This window comes from Ignatzschineria sp. 22MB058224 (assembly GCF_058188435.1).
On sequence record NZ_CP187366.1, the window covers coordinates 1,070,460 to 1,085,859 of the forward strand.

Below are 15,400 nucleotides of genomic sequence, written 5' to 3' on the forward strand. Positions count from 1 at the left end.
TTATTTTAATTCTGGTAAGTTTTCAAGATTATCTCTAGTAACTCTATTTCCTGCTGTAGTGATATATTTATCACCATAAATAACTACTTCATCTCCTTTTCTCCACTTTCTATCTTTGATAGTAGCTGTATAAATAACCAGTTTTTCAGTTCTTAACAAATCATAGATAAAATTTCTTGAGACAATTCTAGGGTCTTCAACTTGACTTTTTCCTGTAATTGGGAATAGACGTAACCTCATTTCTACTTTGTCAATAATATTATTTTTATCGTAAGAAACACCTGTTATATAAAAATCAATATCATTCATATTAATAACTCCTCCATAAAAACAATTAAATAGATTTTTTAATATGGGGATAAAAATTATAAAATCAATGTTATTAGTAATAATTTTGACTTAACGACTAAAACAAGCATTATCATCATCTGGATCAATTCGATCTGGTACTGTTTCAAAATCGTAGATCTGCGATCGTTTACGAGCTATTTCTATAAAAAAAGCCTACATTACCGCAATGTAGGCTCTTCAGTTCACTGTGTGAGGGTAAGGGATTTCAGTGGGTATTATTCAAATATACTTTCAGGAGTCTGACTTGACCACCCTAAAGAAGTTATTGGTTTAATAGGTCTAATTTGTCTTATTCCTTTTATTGGCATAATTTGTTTAATTCCCTTTATAGGTTTAAGTTGCCTAATTGGCTTTAATGGACCACTAGATGATTTTTCGGTAAACAATAAAGTATTACCATTTGCATCAAGTAAACTTCCTTTATTAAAATAACCAATATGTTTCCCTGAAATAGAATAAATAGATTCATCATGAATATATCCGATTGGCTTGCCTACATAGGTATAAATATGAACCCCATCATCACTATAAGCATATGCTCGCCCATTTTTATCATAAAAAGAAAAAGTCATATCAATCCTTATAAAATAATTAACTAGAACTTGATCATGGGGATGATAATTTTATAATCAATTGTTTTACCTATTAAAAAAAGAATTATCATCATCTAAGTCAATCATGTGTCCATTTTCAATAGATTCAAACTCATAAATCTGCGATCGTTTACGGGCGATCTCCCAAAGCATATGAAGGGCATCGGGGCCATCGTCATGATCTGCCATCGGGAAGTGTTTTAATTGTGTAATAAGGGTTGTCTGGCTCGGGTGAAGTAATATAAAGCCGTTTTTCATATGTGGCTGAAGGCTTTCGATTCTCAGCATCTTATCTGTCGTTGGCTTAATGGGTACTGCCGGCACGTGAATATGTTGCTTTGCGGCCGCTTTTACTAACTCTGTCATTAAAAACTCTTGGAACTGCACAGTTTCAAAAGACCACGCAATGATCTGTCTTCTACGCTTTTGCATCTCAATCACATCCATGATGATGCGATCTGGCAGGCGCTTCTTAATTTCTGCTTCAACAACGTAGAGCTTACCAGTTTCACGATCATAACCTCCCACCAAAATAGCACTGGGGTCTTTACGCCGGCCTTCTTTACCAAGGGAGGGATCACAAGAAGCGAAATAGACAAGCCCATCCGGCAAGTCGTTCCAATAGTGAATTGCATCATTAAATAAGGCGTGTTCACTACTTACCGGATCATTCTGTTGCTCGGAGTCAAAAGTATCATGCCCGTCACGCGCTCGAATAATCATTAAGCTTAAGAGAGTTCTGGCAGGCCAGGATAATACAGCACCATCATTCATCTCTTCATAACGTGCTTCATAGAAGGCTTTTGCCGGCGCTTCTCCCTCATTGCGATAGATCTCTTCCCACTTATCCCAGAGGCTCATATTGTTTGGCCACTCAATCAGGGATTTAAAGCGATAAGATTTCCAGAAATGGTTTGAGAGTAGACGATTTAAAAGTGAATCATAATGGAGAATTGTACCGATGATCACGAAATCGATCTTGCCACCTACCTCTCCAAGCGGCATTAGGGTTTTATTAAACCAAGAGTGGAGCTTATCCCGTTGCTCTTTGGAAGCCACATTCTCATCATTTTCAAGATCATCACCAATAACGAGGTCGGGACGATAAGCACCATGACGTAAACCACGCAACCTTTTACCCGATCCAGCAACTTGGATCTTAGTACCTTTTGCGGTAACAATAGTACCGACTTGCCAAACTCGGCCTTTGCCAAATTCATCAGGGAAGTCACTCTTTAAACGGGGGTTAAACTCAAGCTCCGCTTTGATTGCTTCTAACATAGGATAGGCTTGATCGATACTATCCATTACAATCACAATAAACTTCTTACGATTGGTAATGATGTTCCAGAGCGAAAAGAGCTGAGTCACCATTGTGGATTTCGCTTCACCACGAGGTGCTGCAATGGCTAAATGTTGCGGTTCATCACTATTAACCATTCCCGGCAATAGCTTAAAGAGTGCCGCATGCAAACGGGATTTGGAGGGATGGCGGATATAGTGCGGAAAGTAGTTATTCACAAAGAATTCATAACCGGTCACTGGATCATTAACCGCATCAATACGCTCTTTACGAGCGATGGGATCGAGATCAAAGCCGTCGACTTCAGCCTCGATTCGCTCTTTAAGGGCTATGGCAAGTTCTTGAATCTCTTTTAAGAAATCATCTTTCCGCATAATCTATTTATTCCCATACTTCTGTTGAATCTCATATCCGAAATCTGTCAACACATCGACAAATGCCGGCAATAGATCTTTGTGCTTATCTTGTAAAAATTGACCAAAGTCTTGGATAACATTCATCGCGACCACCAATTCAGAGACCTCCGGCAACATTCTCCGTGATGCTGCGGTGACTTTATGAAGCGAATCTGTCAATGAGGCAATTGCTTTGGTGGCATCGAGCGGATCTAAAAGCGGATTACCTTCTTCATCGGTAGCATTGACGCGATCAATCGTAGACTTTAAAAGAATCATCAGAGAGGTAAGGCCGATACTTGCCACATTATCCGCACCTTTGCCGGCAACTAGATGGGCATTACGAACCTTATCCCAATCATCACCTTTCTCTAGGGCTTCACGCTTCCAGCGATACAAGGTGGCAACTGGTGGCATGCCTTTCATTGCAGCTACTTGCGTTAACGGCATCTGTTCAAAGACATAATATTTACGAACATCATTCCTAACGCCGGGTGAGTAATTCTGTCTGTTATTCTTTTTCCGTGCCATATTAGAGCCCAAACTTAGACTTAATAATTGCAATGCCGGCTGCAACAATTCCACCTGAGACACCGCCAGCAATCGCTCCTTTAGTGATCGCTTTCTGCTCGATCTTATCTGTCTTCTCATGAAGAGAGTCGAGCTTCTGATTCATATCAATTAAGAGAGCTAATACCTCTCTATCGGTTACTTCGCGATTGTGCTGGTTCATGGGGGTCTCCTATTTCGACATTATTTATCCACTTTTTGATCGAGCTTTTCTGCAAGCTTATCGATCTTATTAGTGATATTGGTAAGTTGATCTGAGAGCAGATCGTAATTTCTAAGTGAATCGGCTTTTTGGATATAGTTCACTTTGATCTGTGTTAATTCCTTCTGTGTATCTTCTCGAAGCTTTGCAAGGTCGGCTCTCTCTTCTTTTAATCGCTCGGAATGGGTCTTAATGAGAAAACCAAAGAGCGTAGAGATAAGACCAAGCGCAATATTGAAAGCTAATTCAAAGGTCATTGGATGCCTCCTTGTTGTTATCTGGGTGCTTTGACTTTACAAAGCAGAATATACAGAGATTTCCTGATTCTTCGTTATAGAAGTTGATGAAGAGATCTTTTCCACATGCTTGGCATTTTTGCTTATCCATCAGTCTCCTCCGCACATATCAGATCAATCCAACGATTGACCTCATACGCATTGCGAATTAGAGCTGGCTCTGTAGTTTCATAAACAATCATCTTTGGTGGAGAGAAGCATAATCCAAGATTACTTGGGATATACCTCACCTCGCTCGCGCATGCGTTTAAGAAGATCATTGATGTCACTATCAAAAGCATCCCGTTGAATAACTTCATATTTTTTCGCATTTTGTTGCATCCTTTTAAATCCAAGTATGAGATCATCTCTTTCGCGTTTAACGGCTTTTAATTCACGGTTTAAACGCTGGTTAAACTTCACTTGATAGAAGATAGCAACCGTTAAACTAGCGATAACCGTGACCATTGAGATAAAGCTAATCGTGTTCATTATTCTCACCACGTCTATTTGTAATCCATCCTTTTGATGCCGGCGTTGCTACAGCGATACCCGCTAAGAAAAGTGCGATCTCTGAAGCAATCGCATTCTGTGTAATCACTGCATAGATAAAACCTACAGCTAGTACGATGATAGAGATCACTTGGATAAAATTCGTTGTGCTATAACGTCCATCATCGTTGCTCATAATCTCGCGTAATAGATTCTTCATCCCTTCCTCCTGATTATTCGCATAAACGTTGCATTGCAGTATTTCTTGATAATTTATCGTATAGCTCTTGGCGACTATCATCAGGGTGTGCGATTTCAGGCTCCCACGTATCACAAGAGAAGACATCTTCATTGCCAGGCTTTTCATAAATCGCAGGTTGGCAAGCAGCAAGCACAGTAATCACAAAGATCAGGGCAACAGTATTAATAATCTTATTCATATTTATTGGTCTCCAATTTCCAGTTGATATTTGATAAGAGCAATAAGCGATTCATCCATCCGCGGCCAAATGTGTTGAAGTGCTTTAAAGTGCCGTAGAAGTGCATACGTACAATGTTGAAACGGAGGATTAGCTCACTTTCGCTATAACGACTAATTGCATTGATCGTATTGGCACCAATCAAACCATCTTCAGCAACACCAATGGCACGCTGTAGAAGTTTAATCGCATGGGAATAGCCAGAATTGATAGAGCAATCATAGAGATGGAATGCCACATGATTCTTAATGTGATTCATCAGTTTGCCATCCCAATAATCTTTGAAATAGATAGCGATAGCAGTATCACGAGGGAGATCACGCATATGGCCGGTATAACCATTGGCTCGGGCAACACGCTCAGTAATACCATAATTGGTCGCACCGCCAGGATCGGATGGATGATTAACAAAGCCGCCTTCTAAGTGGTCAATGATGATATTGGTATACGCAAGGAATTGCGCAGGATACTTTTCTTTAGACATAAAAAAACCTCATCTGTTATTGATGAGGTTCATGGTATCGTTTAGCTAAAAGTGGTTTAGGGTGTTAGGTTTCAGTATTTTCTTTTAATCCCATAAAATCTATTAATCTTCTTCATTTCTTTAATTGCTTTTTCTGCATCTTGCAGAGTCTTAAATCTCATAGTGCCTTTTTCGCTAAGTGTTGTATCACTGCTATAGAAAATTAACTCCCCACATGCGCCGTATTCTTCAATACCACAATTTAAAGTGTCATCCTCAAACATACGTTCCAACTTTACCTGTATCTGCTTATTTGACTTAGCCTGAGTATTATCAATACCAGCCAACCACATAAACTCAACCTCAAACTTCATAGATATTTCTCCTTAAATCAATGCTTGTTGTCTGTTAGCTTCCCGTTCTGCATTCATCTCTTTTTTGATATTGAATGCCTGCCGATATGTGATTCCAAAGCGTGGGCCAAGTAGAAAAATCGCTCTCTCTTGGCTGATACCGAGATCGATAATTAACTTCTCAACGGCTTTCCAAAACTCCACATTGCGGATTTTAACCATCGCATCAAAACAGCGGGGGATATAGAGTCTGGTGCCTTGATAGTGTTGTACGATTTTCTCAACCGTAGATTTATCTAATATGGAGAGCAGATCTTGGTAAGCGTAACTATCTTTCGCGTTCGTGATGAGCATCGTATTGCCACCGTACTTCTTAATGACTTCAATCGCGTTTTTCATCCCGATCACTTCCACTAACTCTTTTGCTGACTCCGGTAAGATCTCGCTATACTTGCTGATCTCATCATAGAACTGCTCACTCTGGGTTAAGCGTTCTAAATAAGCAGATTCAATCTCATCAAGATCACTGGGAATAATGAGATCTTGCCCTCGGAAAGCCTCCATTAGAGGCCTTGTTTGTTTACCGAGGATAGGGTTTAAAGCTTGATAAACAGATCCGCTTAAGTGCTCTGAAGGTACTGCAAAGCTTGAACCGCCAAATTCTCTCACTAACTCTAAAGTTAATTTGATACCTATCGTGTCGATAATCATCTGGGTCGTTCGCGGTAGTAACTTTAATCGTTCCATCTTAGATCTCCTTCCTGTTGTTCTTCCGGTTTGCGTGCGTTTGAAGTGCTGCAACTAATCGATGAAGCTGATCATGTGAGAGCCAATTTGCTCGATCTACCCCAAACATCTGCTTCGCCATACCGTTGATATAATTCCACGTAAGATTTTGCTCCTTGAGAATCGCATAGAGTTTACGGAACATCGGCTTTAATGCTTTTCTAGCGCGGTCATTCTCTTGGAACATTAGCTTATCCATCTCTTTGATTACTAATAGCTGTTCATCTTTGGTCATCTCAGTTGTTGAGCGCTTCTGAGTTAAGCGATAGAGAAACGCTTCATAATTATCTCGATCAGAGAGTCCTAAGATCTTGCTCTGCATAATCTTGATCCGAGCTATGCGCTTATTACGATCTACTTTATTCATCGTCCTTCCTCCTTGTAAATTTCATAGCAAGGCATTGAGCAGAGAAGCTTATGCGAAACAGTACCGCAGATCACACAAGCTTTCTCACAGTCACACCAACCGGCATTGCCGCACATCTGTTTTACTACATGATGATCTTGCGTTTTAGGACTTAAGTAGAGCTTATATTCTAAAGCGGTACTGAAGTTTGCATAGATCGGACTTACTGGTTGGTTACGGTCACTATTTCTTTTAAAGACTGCAAACATGGCTTACCTCCGATGTCCTGAATAATCGGCTAATGTTTTCATTGTGACGGATGCCACCTTTGCATCTTCACTATATAAATGATAGCCACCTGACACTTTCTCGATTTTCTGGATTTGATTGGCAATCATGCGAAATTTAGGAAGCACATCACAGATGGCATTCAATTCACGTGTAAACTCATCATGTTCATGACGAATATAAGTACTCATACCCACCCCCACAATTTACGATTAGATTTAATTTGTCTAACTTCAGCAGGCTTCTTCCAAAAAATCTTAAAATGATTCATCGAGATAAAATTCTCATTACGTAAGTCATCACGATGGGCTACGCCGTAACGTAGCTGCATCATCTGTTCAGTCGTTGGGCGTTCGATATGAATTTCACGGTTATGGAAAGCAATATCAATCACAGAGATTCCGGCAGATTCAAGTCTGTGCAGTGTAGAAAAGAGATTCTTTGTTTCATTCAAAAAGTGTTGAGTTGATTTAGACATAATTAGCTCCTTATTAATGCACAAGCATTTCAGAAAATTGGTTAATGATGTTTTGATCAATGGGACGATCATTGATTTCAGCTGTACGGATCGCACCACGGAGTAACTTATTGAGACGGCGGGCATTAGCACCGCATTTTTCAAATAAAAGTTCATTAAATGAATCTGTGTTGAGCGTTGCTTCCGCCAGTGCATAGATATCTTCTTTCTCTAAGCGATCACCCATTGAGTAGTGAAAACCAACACGGCTATAAAGCTGAGCATGTTCACTATTACGGCCACGCATATTCATTAATAATCTTGGAAGACCTGCAAGCACTAATCCCACGCCAGCCTTATCGTGGATACGGCGTAATGTCTCAAGCGCGCGGTACGGGAGATATTCCGCTTCATCAATAATGATTAAGCGACCAGTACCTTTGAGGCGCTCGATAATCGCTTGGCTCATATCGTGTAGAGATCCCTTTTCTGATAAATTCAATCGGATACAGATCTCGCGAAGTAAGACTTTCGCGGTATAAGTCGGCTCAGTCTCGATAAAGATCACGTTCTTCTCTTGTCGTACATACTCTTTGAGTGTTTGAGTCTTACCGAGTCCTGCCGCACCCGTTATCAGAGAGATATCATTCTCAAGATGCGCATAGCGAATCACATCCAAAGCTCGGCGAGATTTAGGCGTTGCCACGTAAGGAAAGGTATGACGATCTAATACTTTCTCTTCAACACGTTGCAGTAATGCTCTGATACTACTTTCAAGCTTTTTGACATCACCAGGATAGTTACCTTTGAGGTATTGATTGATGACACTTGTTGAAACATCGAGTTGTGCAGATACTTGGCGTTGACTGAGTTTATGCTCTTGCATATAGGCTTTTAATTCATTAATCATGTTTAACTCCTAGGCTTTCTTTTTTTTTAATTCAAACTCTTCACGTTCTGATTCGAACAAGAAGACAGGTTCTTTCTCTTCTTTGGGTATCTCGATGAAGTTGCCAAAATCAGGTTGGTGATCAATCGTTCCGCGTGCTTCTGCGTCCACCTCTTCCATACGTTTCTGGAGCGTGCGGAGACGATTCTTACGGCGTCTCTCACGAACTTCTTCCACATATGCTTTCGGGAAGGCATCGCGCTTATTACCATCAAACTCGGCCTCACAGATAAAGCGTCCATCCATATCTCTGATAATGACGCTCGAAGCATCGTGAATATCGAAGCTCACTTGGACTTCTAAGCCGTTATACGGTGCAAGATCCATCGAAAAGTATTGGTTGTTGTAGAGCGATACCCAACCACGCTGAACGGTACGGATCTCACTTGGCCTAAAGAGATCGCGTATCTCCGCATCTGTTAGATAATCAACTTCAGCTGTTTCAAGCTGTTTCTTACGAGCTTCGGCAGGTGTCGTTCCAAGCTCTCTATGAATATGTTCATTGTTGTACCAGTCGATACCAGCCTGGCACATGTCAATAAACTGCTGCCACGAAGGAATCTTGTTTACCGTTGTTTCTTGTTGCGTGGTAAGCTCTTTGCCTTTAGCAACCGCATTTGAAGCACTATCAACAGCAACTAACATCTTACGAACAGACTCACGATCTGAATTACCGCCGAAGTAAGTTGGGAACTGTCTTGCTATACGTTGTGCCACGGTTCTATTTAAGCGCTCAATGATTCCTCGACCCTGTGGATTCCCGGGGATACCCGTCTTATGCTCAACACCTAACCGAGCAAAGATACCGGTCACATCGTGATCTAAATGCTTGGCTGTCTGACCACCACCATTATCTGAGTAGTAGATAAGCGGAAGGCCATGCTTCTCAACACCGTGGCGGAATGCATCTGCAACCGCTAAAGTATTCTCAGCAAGCGATACCGACCAACCGACAATGTAACGATTCGCTGCATCGATAATCATCGTAAGCTCAGGGATAAAGGGTCGACCATGATCGGGATGTTGTACTTTGAGTTTCATCGAAGTACCATCTCCAACCCAAGCACCATTCAACCCCAATACTTCCCAATTGCGCTTCACATATGGCAATACCGCTTTACGATCTGATCCAGTCACACGACCTTTTTCACGATCGATCTCACTCATACGGCGCAATGCATAGCGCACTTGATGAATCGTGGGATACTCTTTCTTCTGAGCAATGCAGATATTGACAAACTCCACATAAGCCTCTTCAATACTGATTCCTGAAGGCACTTGGTAGATCTTCAAGAAGAGCGGTAACCAGGGAATTGATTTCAAAGGTTTCGCTTTTGGTTGACCTGGTGCAAGTGCTTGCACTCTTTCGGCAGGTGTTTCGCATTTAACTGCGGTTAATACATAACGCATCAAAGAGCGTTCGGAGATTACACGGCCTTTCTGCCGGCGAGCATTCGCTAAGTAAGCAGCTTCTTGTAATGAAGGTTCTAACTCTCCCGCTTTCGCTTGTTTAACAATCGTTTTAACAGCGTTTAAACGAGTCGTTGTTTTTTCAAGCTCCGCAACAGCTGCAACAAGATAGAGACGCGCATCGGCAATCTCTCTCTGCTCAGTTGTAAGCTGATCTAATTCTTTAGATTCCGGAATCGTTAGAGATTTAACTTTTGCATGACGCGGTTCAATAACCAGGTTCGCAATTTCGTATTCGCGGATCTGTTGTTGAGTATCTGGGGACATGGACGAGACTTCGTATTCATAACCACCGCCTCGACCTTGTCTTTTTCTTTTATTCCAACCTTCATTTTCAGCCCTATAAAGTATCCCTTGTACAGTTAACGGGAACTCTTCTAAGTTCATGGAATATAACTCTTGAATAGAGTAAAACTTTTTAGTTTCCATATCATCGCCTCAAATTAAGATCTGCTTTCTTCTCTTTTAAGTCTTTCATTTGCTCGAGAAGGCCAAATTTCTTCAACAGGAATACCAATTGCTTCGGAAATAATTCGCTCAGCCTTTGGATAATTAGGATTTACAAAAACTTGATTTAATGTGCTTCCATACTTAATACCATGCAGATTGGCGAGTTTTGTCATTGTATAACCAGCTTTTTTTATTGCCGCTTTAATATCTTCTGGATGCATATCTTGGACAGTTTTATTGTTTAGCTGTAGAATCATACTTGCCTCATTTGAGTTATTAGAATGTGTAATTGACATTAACTATTTTAACTTAAAAGTTAAGACTGTCAACTTTAAAGTTGACGATATATTGAACTTTAAAGTTAATAAGGCTCATTCATAAAACTCAAATGATCATATATATTGAAAAACAAGGATTTAAAGGATGAATAAAGCTAACTTTAAAGAAAACGATGAACTTGAAAGTTTAAAAGATGAACTTTCAAGTGAATATGAACTAACAAGTGCTGGTTTTACTGAGAGATTGAATTATTTAGCTCGAAAGCATAGTACGATTACTTCTTTAGCTGAAAGTGCAGGTATTTCTATCTCTGGAGTGCAGAGATTACTGAAAGGTGGCAATCCAACACTTCCTGTAATATTGAAATTAGCTAAACATAATAATGTGAGCGTTGAATGGTTAGCGACGGGTAAAGGAAGCCAGGAAGATGCACCAGTGGATTTCAAAACAGAGGTTTATAACACTCAAGGAAATCCCATTGATATTAATGAATTTGTATTCATTCCTAGATATAACGTTTCAGCGAGTGCTGGACATGGCTGCGATGCAAGCCAAGAAAACTACATGCATTCGATGGCTTTCAGAAAGTATTGGATTGATAACGTGCTTGGCTTATGCGCTAAGGATCTCATCGTTATAGGTGTGAAAGGTGATTCTATGGAAGGTGAGATTAGTGATGGAGATGTCATTCTCATTAATACAGCAGATAAGTACCTTAATAATGGTATATACGTCATTAGAATCGATGGAGATCTCATCGTTAAACGTATCCAAAAGTTACCAGGTAACAAAATTGAGGTATCTAGTACCAATAATGTCTATAGACCTTTTGAGATAGATCTAAACAATCAACCAACTGATTTTGGTGCAATTGGTAGAGTCGTTTGGCATGGTCGTAATGTGCCGTAACATCGAACGGAAGTTGGATGGTACTGTTCGAACTACCATTCAACTTTAATTGATATGATTTTATTGAAAGCTAGATAATATCGAGGATTCCAGAAAGTTGAACTAAAATAGAAATCATTCAAGATGTTCTATCTTAGGCTAAATACCTCCGAACACTGGAATCCTTGGAAAGTAGTGTTTAATAAACGTTTAAACACCTATTAAACACTTGTAATAATATGCCAATCATTTCGCAAAAAACTAACATGAATTAGCATTTTGTGCCAAAGGCCGTTTTTTGCAGCAAACCTCGGTGAAGCCGATAACATCAAAGCTCATCGAGGTTTTTCTTCAGCCTCTCCATGTGCCACAATGATCAGTCCCCCACAATTCTTTCGGTAAATCGTCAATTTTGATGTTTTTCCCATAACACTTCCAACGAATAACCCCTCGTTTTTGAGCATCGCCCTCTAAAATCAACTGCGCATTCTCTCCACTTTTCTCCCCTTCAATATTTTCACCAAAGGTAACAATAATTTGATTGCCTGATAAATGTATGGAATCAACACTATTTCCAGAGTACTGATCGGATGTTGGTAAATTCAACTCATTATGAGCATCCTTCACAGAGGGCCACTTCCCATTCATTGCATAATAAATTTCCGCCTCTAACTGTACACTACTTGCCAAAGTAAGTCCTTCGGTAATACGTGCTCGCTGGATATAACCTTGATAGATAGGTACAGCAATTAAACTCATAACAGCAATCAAAGCTAGAACAATTAATAATTCCATTAAAGTAAATCCATCATCAGCTTGGTAGCGCTCTGTTAACATCATGCGATCCATATCAACTCCTCTCCAATTATCAATTTTAGATAGTAAGATTCTGTTTCAAATAAGGATAAAACTAGTTCATAATCTGAGATGATTGTAAAAATACACGTTTTTATACTTTAATAACCCCTAAACCCAATTATTTGAATTATGAAAAATATAAAATATCTCCTTTTTTTAATTCTGCTTATTTGTGTAAACGCTTGCTCTAGCACTACACAAATGGGACTTACTGGCGTAAAACGCTCACAACTACAAATCGTTCCCGCTGAAACACTCAATCAGCAATCGAAAGAACAATACATGGGAATAATTCAAGAAGCAAAATCAAAAGGGGTCATTGACCAAAGCTCTCAAACTGCTCGCCGAGTAAAAAATGTATTTAATAAGTTAGTACCACATACCCAAAATTTTCGTCCAGACTCAAATAGTTTTGCTTGGGAAATTAATGTTATTAAAAGTAATGAGCTAAATGCTTTTGCAATGCCCGGGGGCAAAATGGTGGTATATAGTGGTATCGTTGAACAATTACAACTTTCAGATGATGAAATCGCTGCAATCGTTGGGCATGAAATGGCACATGTACTTCGTGAACATAGCCGAGAAAAAGTCTCTCAAGAAGTTTTGAAAAGCTCTGGACTATCAGCAGTTTCACAAATATTAGGCTTTGGTAGCGCTGGCGATGCACTTTTACAACAAGCAGGTAACCTTGCTTTTTCACTCCCCTTCTCCCGAACGATGGAGAGTGAAGCAGATGTGATAGGACTAGAACTCATGGCACTAGCTGGCTACGATCCTAATGCTGCTATCACTCTATGGCAAAAAATGAGTGAAGCCAGCAATAATAGCGGCAGTACTCTTTTATCAACACACCCATCAGGACCGGAAAGGATTGCCAACTTACAATCACAAATTCCAAAAGTTCAAAATATCCAAAGATAAGTCAGCATACAATAAAAATAGTCATTAAGAGTCCGCGTGAATAATTCTATTTACTCATCAAATAGACATGAGGCTAATAGAAAATAATTAAGGGTTGCAAGAGCAACCCTTAATTATTTTCTCAAGCTGCCAAGATAAAGCTTACAGCATATTTAATTCTAATTTAGCCCGAAGTGACATTCGTTGTGGTGTCCAAAATGGTTCCCACACTAAATCAACTAAACACTCCTTAATTTCAGGAATTGAGTAAACAGCATTTGACACCCAGCCAGGCATATCACCAGCAACAGGACAGCCTGGAGCAGTTAACGTCATATCGATACGCACACGAATATTATTCTCTGTAAGCTCTAAAAATTCGATTGCATAGATTAACCCAAGCTCAAAAATATCTACGGGAATTTCTGGGTCATAAACTTTTTTTACTGCATCAATAATATTTTCAATGAGGCCGTCAGGGACTTCATTAGCATCCACACCTTCACCGAAGAGGATTTGTGGGTAATTGGGTTCGTCTTGATTCATTTCCATCTGTTGCGATCCTTATTTATCATAACTTTTTGTAATTCTATCGTTACTCTATTCAGTTTTTACAACTTCATCCTTTTCATGAATCGCAGCTTGAAGCGCATGCCAAGCGAGTGTTGCACATTTGACACGTGCAGGATACTCACGAACCCCCGTTAATATACGAAGCTTCCCTAAACCCTCGCTATCTTCACCATCAAGCATTACCGCATCATGAAAAAGATTAAAAAGTGCATCGGCCTCTTCAATAGTCTTACCTTTCACTATCTCTGTCATCATAGAACTCGAGGCTGTCGAAATAGCGCAGCCATCACCCTGAAATGAGATATCAGTGATAACACCATCTTCAATATTCACAAATACTTCGATTTGATCCCCACAAAGCGGATTAGAACCTTCTGCATGATGCGAATAAGGTTCCATAATTCTGAAGTTACGAGGATTACGATTATGATCAAGAATCATCTCTTGATAGAGCTCTTTAATGTCAAAACTCATCTTATTATATACCAACTTTAAAATAGAACTAATTTCGTACTGATTATAGCTGATTGTTATTCAATTGACGAGAGATGATTATCATAAATTTTATGCCTCATCTTTTATAATTCCTATCTATCATAATGATTTTAAATAGATAAAACACCTCCATAGACGTCTCTTTTCTTTGATAAAAAAATCCTCGTTGGCTATTTTCTGCTTTTATGAGAAAATCCTTATCTATTTACAATAAAATTTCGTAAAAGAATTGAGAACTCCAGATACAAACTTTGGAAAAAGGATGATTACTAAATGAACTGGTTTGAACGCATAATCCCCATGATTCGTACTCCCAAAAAGAGTAATACAGTGCCTGAAGGTGTATGGGCGAAATGCCGTTCTTGTGATGCCATTCTATATCAGCAAGAATTAACGGCAAACCTAGAAGTCTGTCCAAAATGTAACTCGCATATGCGCATCGATGCACGTACTAGACTTCTCTCATTCCTTGATGAAAATTCTGCAGTTGAAATCGGTAATGAGATTGAATCTGTCGACTTCTTAAACTTTAGAGATAGTCGTCGTTATAAAGATCGTCTATCAGATGCACAAAAATCAACCGGAGAAACTGAAGCTCTGATCGCAATGCACGGAACATTAAAAGGAATGACTGTTTCAGCGGCATCTTTTAACTTCAATTTTATGGGCGGATCAATGGGATCAGTAGTTGGCGAACGTTTTATTCGTGCTGTAAACTTCAGCCTTGAAAACAAATGCCCACTCATTACCTTTATGACAAGTGGCGGCGCAAGAATGCAGGAGGGGTTGACCTCTCTTATGCAAATGGCCAAAACTTCGGCGGGTATTGCACGATTAAATGAGGAAAAAATCCCATTTATCTCTGTACTAACAGACCCAACTTTTGGGGGAGTATCTGCAAGTTTAGCAATGCTCGGAGATGTAAATATCGCCGAACCACACGCATTAATTGGATTTGCCGGCCCTCGGGTTATTGAGCAGACTGTACGTGAAAAACTGCCTGAAGGATTCCAGCGTTCTGAATTCCTTCTTGAAAAAGGAGCTATCGATATGATTGTTGATCGTCGTCAGCTTCGTAATGAAATATCAAATCTACTTGCGAAATTAACGCATCAAGGTCAACCTCTCGACGAGATTAATTAATTTATTAACAAATTGCTGAGGGCTACCTTTCCGGTAGCCTTC

General features: G+C 39.8%; 26 protein-coding genes. 3 read left to right on the top strand and 23 right to left on the bottom strand.

Features of this window, described 5'->3' with window-relative positions; genetic code table 11:
• The 20 genes from ACPF7B_RS04560 to ACPF7B_RS04655 form a co-directional block, all read right to left on the bottom strand.
• Positions 1-309: a DUF3892 domain-containing protein gene (locus tag ACPF7B_RS04560; RefSeq protein WP_490506443.1), complete on the bottom strand. Its 309-nt coding sequence runs from the start codon at positions 307-309 to the stop codon at positions 1-3.
• A gap of 257 nt (positions 310-566) precedes the next feature.
• Positions 567-923, bottom strand: a complete 357-nt coding sequence (locus ACPF7B_RS04565) for a 4-fold beta flower protein (RefSeq protein WP_109235683.1) — start codon at positions 921-923, stop codon at positions 567-569.
• Positions 924-989: 66 nt separating this feature from the next.
• The gene (gene terL, locus ACPF7B_RS04570) at positions 990-2,621 is read right to left on the bottom strand and encodes a phage terminase large subunit (protein WP_490506444.1); all 1,632 of its coding nucleotides are present in this window, start codon (positions 2,619-2,621) and stop codon (positions 990-992) included.
• Between the two features lie 3 nt (positions 2,622-2,624).
• The gene (locus ACPF7B_RS04575) at positions 2,625-3,173 is read right to left on the bottom strand and encodes a DUF1804 family protein (protein ID WP_157953774.1); all 549 of its coding nucleotides are present in this window, start codon (positions 3,171-3,173) and stop codon (positions 2,625-2,627) included.
• Between the two features lies 1 nt (position 3,174).
• Positions 3,175-3,375 (bottom strand): hypothetical protein, encoded by a 201-nt coding sequence (locus tag ACPF7B_RS04580; RefSeq protein ID WP_109220460.1) that lies wholly within the window; start codon positions 3,373-3,375, stop codon positions 3,175-3,177.
• Positions 3,376-3,395: 20 nt separating this feature from the next.
• On the bottom strand, positions 3,396-3,671 hold the full coding sequence (locus ACPF7B_RS04585; protein ID WP_109220459.1) for a hypothetical protein: 276 nt from the start codon (positions 3,669-3,671) through the stop codon (positions 3,396-3,398).
• Complete coding sequence (locus ACPF7B_RS04590) at positions 3,661-3,801, bottom strand: hypothetical protein (RefSeq protein ID WP_490506445.1); 141 nt, start codon at positions 3,799-3,801, stop codon at positions 3,661-3,663. Before ACPF7B_RS04590 ends, ACPF7B_RS04585 begins: the two co-directional genes overlap by 11 nt.
• Before the next feature lie 119 nt (positions 3,802-3,920).
• A complete protein-coding gene (locus ACPF7B_RS04595; protein ID WP_490506446.1) occupies positions 3,921-4,181 on the bottom strand; it encodes a hypothetical protein in 261 nt (86 codons plus the stop codon).
• Positions 4,168-4,401 carry a DUF2644 domain-containing protein gene (locus ACPF7B_RS04600; protein WP_490506447.1) on the bottom strand — a complete coding sequence of 78 codons (234 nt, stop codon included), beginning with the start codon at positions 4,399-4,401 and terminating at the stop codon, positions 4,168-4,170. Before ACPF7B_RS04600 ends, ACPF7B_RS04595 begins: the two co-directional genes overlap by 14 nt.
• A gap of 13 nt (positions 4,402-4,414) precedes the next feature.
• Positions 4,415-4,621 carry a hypothetical protein gene (locus tag ACPF7B_RS04605; protein ID WP_490506448.1) on the bottom strand — a complete coding sequence of 69 codons (207 nt, stop codon included), beginning with the start codon at positions 4,619-4,621 and terminating at the stop codon, positions 4,415-4,417.
• Positions 4,614-5,144: a glycoside hydrolase family 108 protein gene (locus ACPF7B_RS04610; RefSeq protein ID WP_490506449.1), complete on the bottom strand. Its 531-nt coding sequence runs from the start codon at positions 5,142-5,144 to the stop codon at positions 4,614-4,616. Before ACPF7B_RS04610 ends, ACPF7B_RS04605 begins: the two co-directional genes overlap by 8 nt.
• Positions 5,145-5,215: 71 nt before the next feature.
• Positions 5,216-5,497 (bottom strand): hypothetical protein, encoded by a 282-nt coding sequence (locus tag ACPF7B_RS04615; RefSeq protein WP_490506450.1) that lies wholly within the window; start codon positions 5,495-5,497, stop codon positions 5,216-5,218.
• Between the two features lie 12 nt (positions 5,498-5,509).
• On the bottom strand, positions 5,510-6,223 hold the full coding sequence (locus ACPF7B_RS04620) for a Mor transcription activator family protein (protein WP_490506451.1): 714 nt from the start codon (positions 6,221-6,223) through the stop codon (positions 5,510-5,512).
• Position 6,224: 1 nt separating this feature from the next.
• Complete coding sequence (locus tag ACPF7B_RS04625; RefSeq protein ID WP_490506452.1) at positions 6,225-6,629, bottom strand: phage protein GemA/Gp16 family protein; 405 nt, start codon at positions 6,627-6,629, stop codon at positions 6,225-6,227.
• Entirely contained in the window at positions 6,626-6,877 is a 252-nt protein-coding gene (locus tag ACPF7B_RS04630; RefSeq protein WP_109220450.1) for a hypothetical protein, read from the bottom strand. Before ACPF7B_RS04630 ends, ACPF7B_RS04625 begins: the two co-directional genes overlap by 4 nt.
• A 3-nt stretch (positions 6,878-6,880) precedes the next feature.
• On the bottom strand, positions 6,881-7,087 hold the full coding sequence (locus tag ACPF7B_RS04635; RefSeq protein ID WP_490506453.1) for a hypothetical protein: 207 nt from the start codon (positions 7,085-7,087) through the stop codon (positions 6,881-6,883).
• Positions 7,084-7,374, bottom strand: a complete 291-nt coding sequence (locus ACPF7B_RS04640) for a hypothetical protein (protein ID WP_490506454.1) — start codon at positions 7,372-7,374, stop codon at positions 7,084-7,086. Before ACPF7B_RS04640 ends, ACPF7B_RS04635 begins: the two co-directional genes overlap by 4 nt.
• 13 nt (positions 7,375-7,387) lie before the next feature.
• Entirely contained in the window at positions 7,388-8,263 is an 876-nt protein-coding gene (locus ACPF7B_RS04645; protein ID WP_490506455.1) for an AAA family ATPase, read from the bottom strand.
• 9 nt (positions 8,264-8,272) lie between these two features.
• Positions 8,273-10,201: a transposase gene (locus ACPF7B_RS04650; protein WP_490506456.1), complete on the bottom strand. Its 1,929-nt coding sequence runs from the start codon at positions 10,199-10,201 to the stop codon at positions 8,273-8,275.
• A 14-nt stretch (positions 10,202-10,215) separates the two neighbouring features.
• Positions 10,216-10,479, bottom strand: a complete 264-nt coding sequence (locus ACPF7B_RS04655; RefSeq protein WP_490506457.1) for a helix-turn-helix domain-containing protein — start codon at positions 10,477-10,479, stop codon at positions 10,216-10,218.
• Positions 10,480-10,645: 166 nt separating this feature from the next.
• On the opposite strand from ACPF7B_RS04655, the gene ACPF7B_RS04660 reads away from it, so the two are divergent.
• Positions 10,646-11,410, top strand: a complete 765-nt coding sequence (locus tag ACPF7B_RS04660) for an XRE family transcriptional regulator (RefSeq protein WP_490506458.1) — start codon at positions 10,646-10,648, stop codon at positions 11,408-11,410.
• A gap of 330 nt (positions 11,411-11,740) precedes the next feature.
• On the opposite strand, the gene ACPF7B_RS04665 is transcribed toward ACPF7B_RS04660, so the two are convergent.
• Positions 11,741-12,238 (bottom strand): pilin, encoded by a 498-nt coding sequence (locus ACPF7B_RS04665; protein WP_490506459.1) that lies wholly within the window; start codon positions 12,236-12,238, stop codon positions 11,741-11,743.
• Positions 12,239-12,376: 138 nt separating this feature from the next.
• Between ACPF7B_RS04665 and ACPF7B_RS04670 the strand changes: the two genes are divergently transcribed.
• Complete coding sequence (locus ACPF7B_RS04670; protein WP_490506460.1) at positions 12,377-13,168, top strand: M48 family metallopeptidase; 792 nt, start codon at positions 12,377-12,379, stop codon at positions 13,166-13,168.
• 141 nt (positions 13,169-13,309) lie between these two features.
• Here ACPF7B_RS04670 and ACPF7B_RS04675 read toward each other — a convergent pair whose 3' ends face one another.
• Both ACPF7B_RS04675 and sufU read right to left on the bottom strand, forming a co-directional pair.
• The gene (locus ACPF7B_RS04675; RefSeq protein WP_490506461.1) at positions 13,310-13,699 is read right to left on the bottom strand and encodes an iron-sulfur cluster assembly protein; all 390 of its coding nucleotides are present in this window, start codon (positions 13,697-13,699) and stop codon (positions 13,310-13,312) included.
• A 48-nt stretch (positions 13,700-13,747) separates the two neighbouring features.
• The gene (sufU, locus tag ACPF7B_RS04680) at positions 13,748-14,194 is read right to left on the bottom strand and encodes a Fe-S cluster assembly sulfur transfer protein SufU (protein ID WP_490506462.1); all 447 of its coding nucleotides are present in this window, start codon (positions 14,192-14,194) and stop codon (positions 13,748-13,750) included.
• A 294-nt stretch (positions 14,195-14,488) separates the two neighbouring features.
• On the opposite strand from sufU, the gene accD reads away from it, so the two are divergent.
• Entirely contained in the window at positions 14,489-15,358 is an 870-nt protein-coding gene (gene accD / locus ACPF7B_RS04685) for an acetyl-CoA carboxylase, carboxyltransferase subunit beta (RefSeq protein ID WP_490506463.1), read from the top strand.
• Positions 15,359-15,400: the final 42 nt, after the last annotated feature.

Coding starts and splice junctions, on each gene's coding strand:
- ACPF7B_RS04560 (WP_490506443.1), bottom strand. CDS start 309: ATGAATGATATTGATTTTTATATAACAGGTGTTTCTTACGATAAAAAT.
- ACPF7B_RS04565 (WP_109235683.1), bottom strand. CDS start 923: ATGACTTTTTCTTTTTATGATAAAAATGGGCGAGCATATGCTTATAGT.
- terL (WP_490506444.1), bottom strand. CDS start 2,621: ATGCGGAAAGATGATTTCTTAAAAGAGATTCAAGAACTTGCCATAGCC.
- ACPF7B_RS04575 (WP_157953774.1), bottom strand. CDS start 3,173: ATGGCACGGAAAAAGAATAACAGACAGAATTACTCACCCGGCGTTAGG.
- ACPF7B_RS04580 (WP_109220460.1), bottom strand. CDS start 3,375: ATGAACCAGCACAATCGCGAAGTAACCGATAGAGAGGTATTAGCTCTC.
- ACPF7B_RS04585 (WP_109220459.1), bottom strand. CDS start 3,671: ATGACCTTTGAATTAGCTTTCAATATTGCGCTTGGTCTTATCTCTACG.
- ACPF7B_RS04590 (WP_490506445.1), bottom strand. CDS start 3,801: ATGGATAAGCAAAAATGCCAAGCATGTGGAAAAGATCTCTTCATCAAC.
- ACPF7B_RS04595 (WP_490506446.1), bottom strand. CDS start 4,181: ATGAACACGATTAGCTTTATCTCAATGGTCACGGTTATCGCTAGTTTA.
- ACPF7B_RS04600 (WP_490506447.1), bottom strand. CDS start 4,401: ATGAAGAATCTATTACGCGAGATTATGAGCAACGATGATGGACGTTAT.
- ACPF7B_RS04605 (WP_490506448.1), bottom strand. CDS start 4,621: ATGAATAAGATTATTAATACTGTTGCCCTGATCTTTGTGATTACTGTG.
- ACPF7B_RS04610 (WP_490506449.1), bottom strand. CDS start 5,144: ATGTCTAAAGAAAAGTATCCTGCGCAATTCCTTGCGTATACCAATATC.
- ACPF7B_RS04615 (WP_490506450.1), bottom strand. CDS start 5,497: ATGAAGTTTGAGGTTGAGTTTATGTGGTTGGCTGGTATTGATAATACT.
- ACPF7B_RS04620 (WP_490506451.1), bottom strand. CDS start 6,223: ATGGAACGATTAAAGTTACTACCGCGAACGACCCAGATGATTATCGAC.
- ACPF7B_RS04625 (WP_490506452.1), bottom strand. CDS start 6,629: ATGAATAAAGTAGATCGTAATAAGCGCATAGCTCGGATCAAGATTATG.
- ACPF7B_RS04630 (WP_109220450.1), bottom strand. CDS start 6,877: ATGTTTGCAGTCTTTAAAAGAAATAGTGACCGTAACCAACCAGTAAGT.
- ACPF7B_RS04635 (WP_490506453.1), bottom strand. CDS start 7,087: ATGAGTACTTATATTCGTCATGAACATGATGAGTTTACACGTGAATTG.
- ACPF7B_RS04640 (WP_490506454.1), bottom strand. CDS start 7,374: ATGTCTAAATCAACTCAACACTTTTTGAATGAAACAAAGAATCTCTTT.
- ACPF7B_RS04645 (WP_490506455.1), bottom strand. CDS start 8,263: ATGATTAATGAATTAAAAGCCTATATGCAAGAGCATAAACTCAGTCAA.
- ACPF7B_RS04650 (WP_490506456.1), bottom strand. CDS start 10,201: ATGGAAACTAAAAAGTTTTACTCTATTCAAGAGTTATATTCCATGAAC.
- ACPF7B_RS04655 (WP_490506457.1), bottom strand. CDS start 10,479: ATGATTCTACAGCTAAACAATAAAACTGTCCAAGATATGCATCCAGAA.
- ACPF7B_RS04660 (WP_490506458.1), top strand. CDS start 10,646: ATGAATAAAGCTAACTTTAAAGAAAACGATGAACTTGAAAGTTTAAAA.
- ACPF7B_RS04665 (WP_490506459.1), bottom strand. CDS start 12,238: ATGGATCGCATGATGTTAACAGAGCGCTACCAAGCTGATGATGGATTT.
- ACPF7B_RS04670 (WP_490506460.1), top strand. CDS start 12,377: ATGAAAAATATAAAATATCTCCTTTTTTTAATTCTGCTTATTTGTGTA.
- ACPF7B_RS04675 (WP_490506461.1), bottom strand. CDS start 13,699: ATGGAAATGAATCAAGACGAACCCAATTACCCACAAATCCTCTTCGGT.
- sufU (WP_490506462.1), bottom strand. CDS start 14,194: ATGAGTTTTGACATTAAAGAGCTCTATCAAGAGATGATTCTTGATCAT.
- accD (WP_490506463.1), top strand. CDS start 14,489: ATGAACTGGTTTGAACGCATAATCCCCATGATTCGTACTCCCAAAAAG.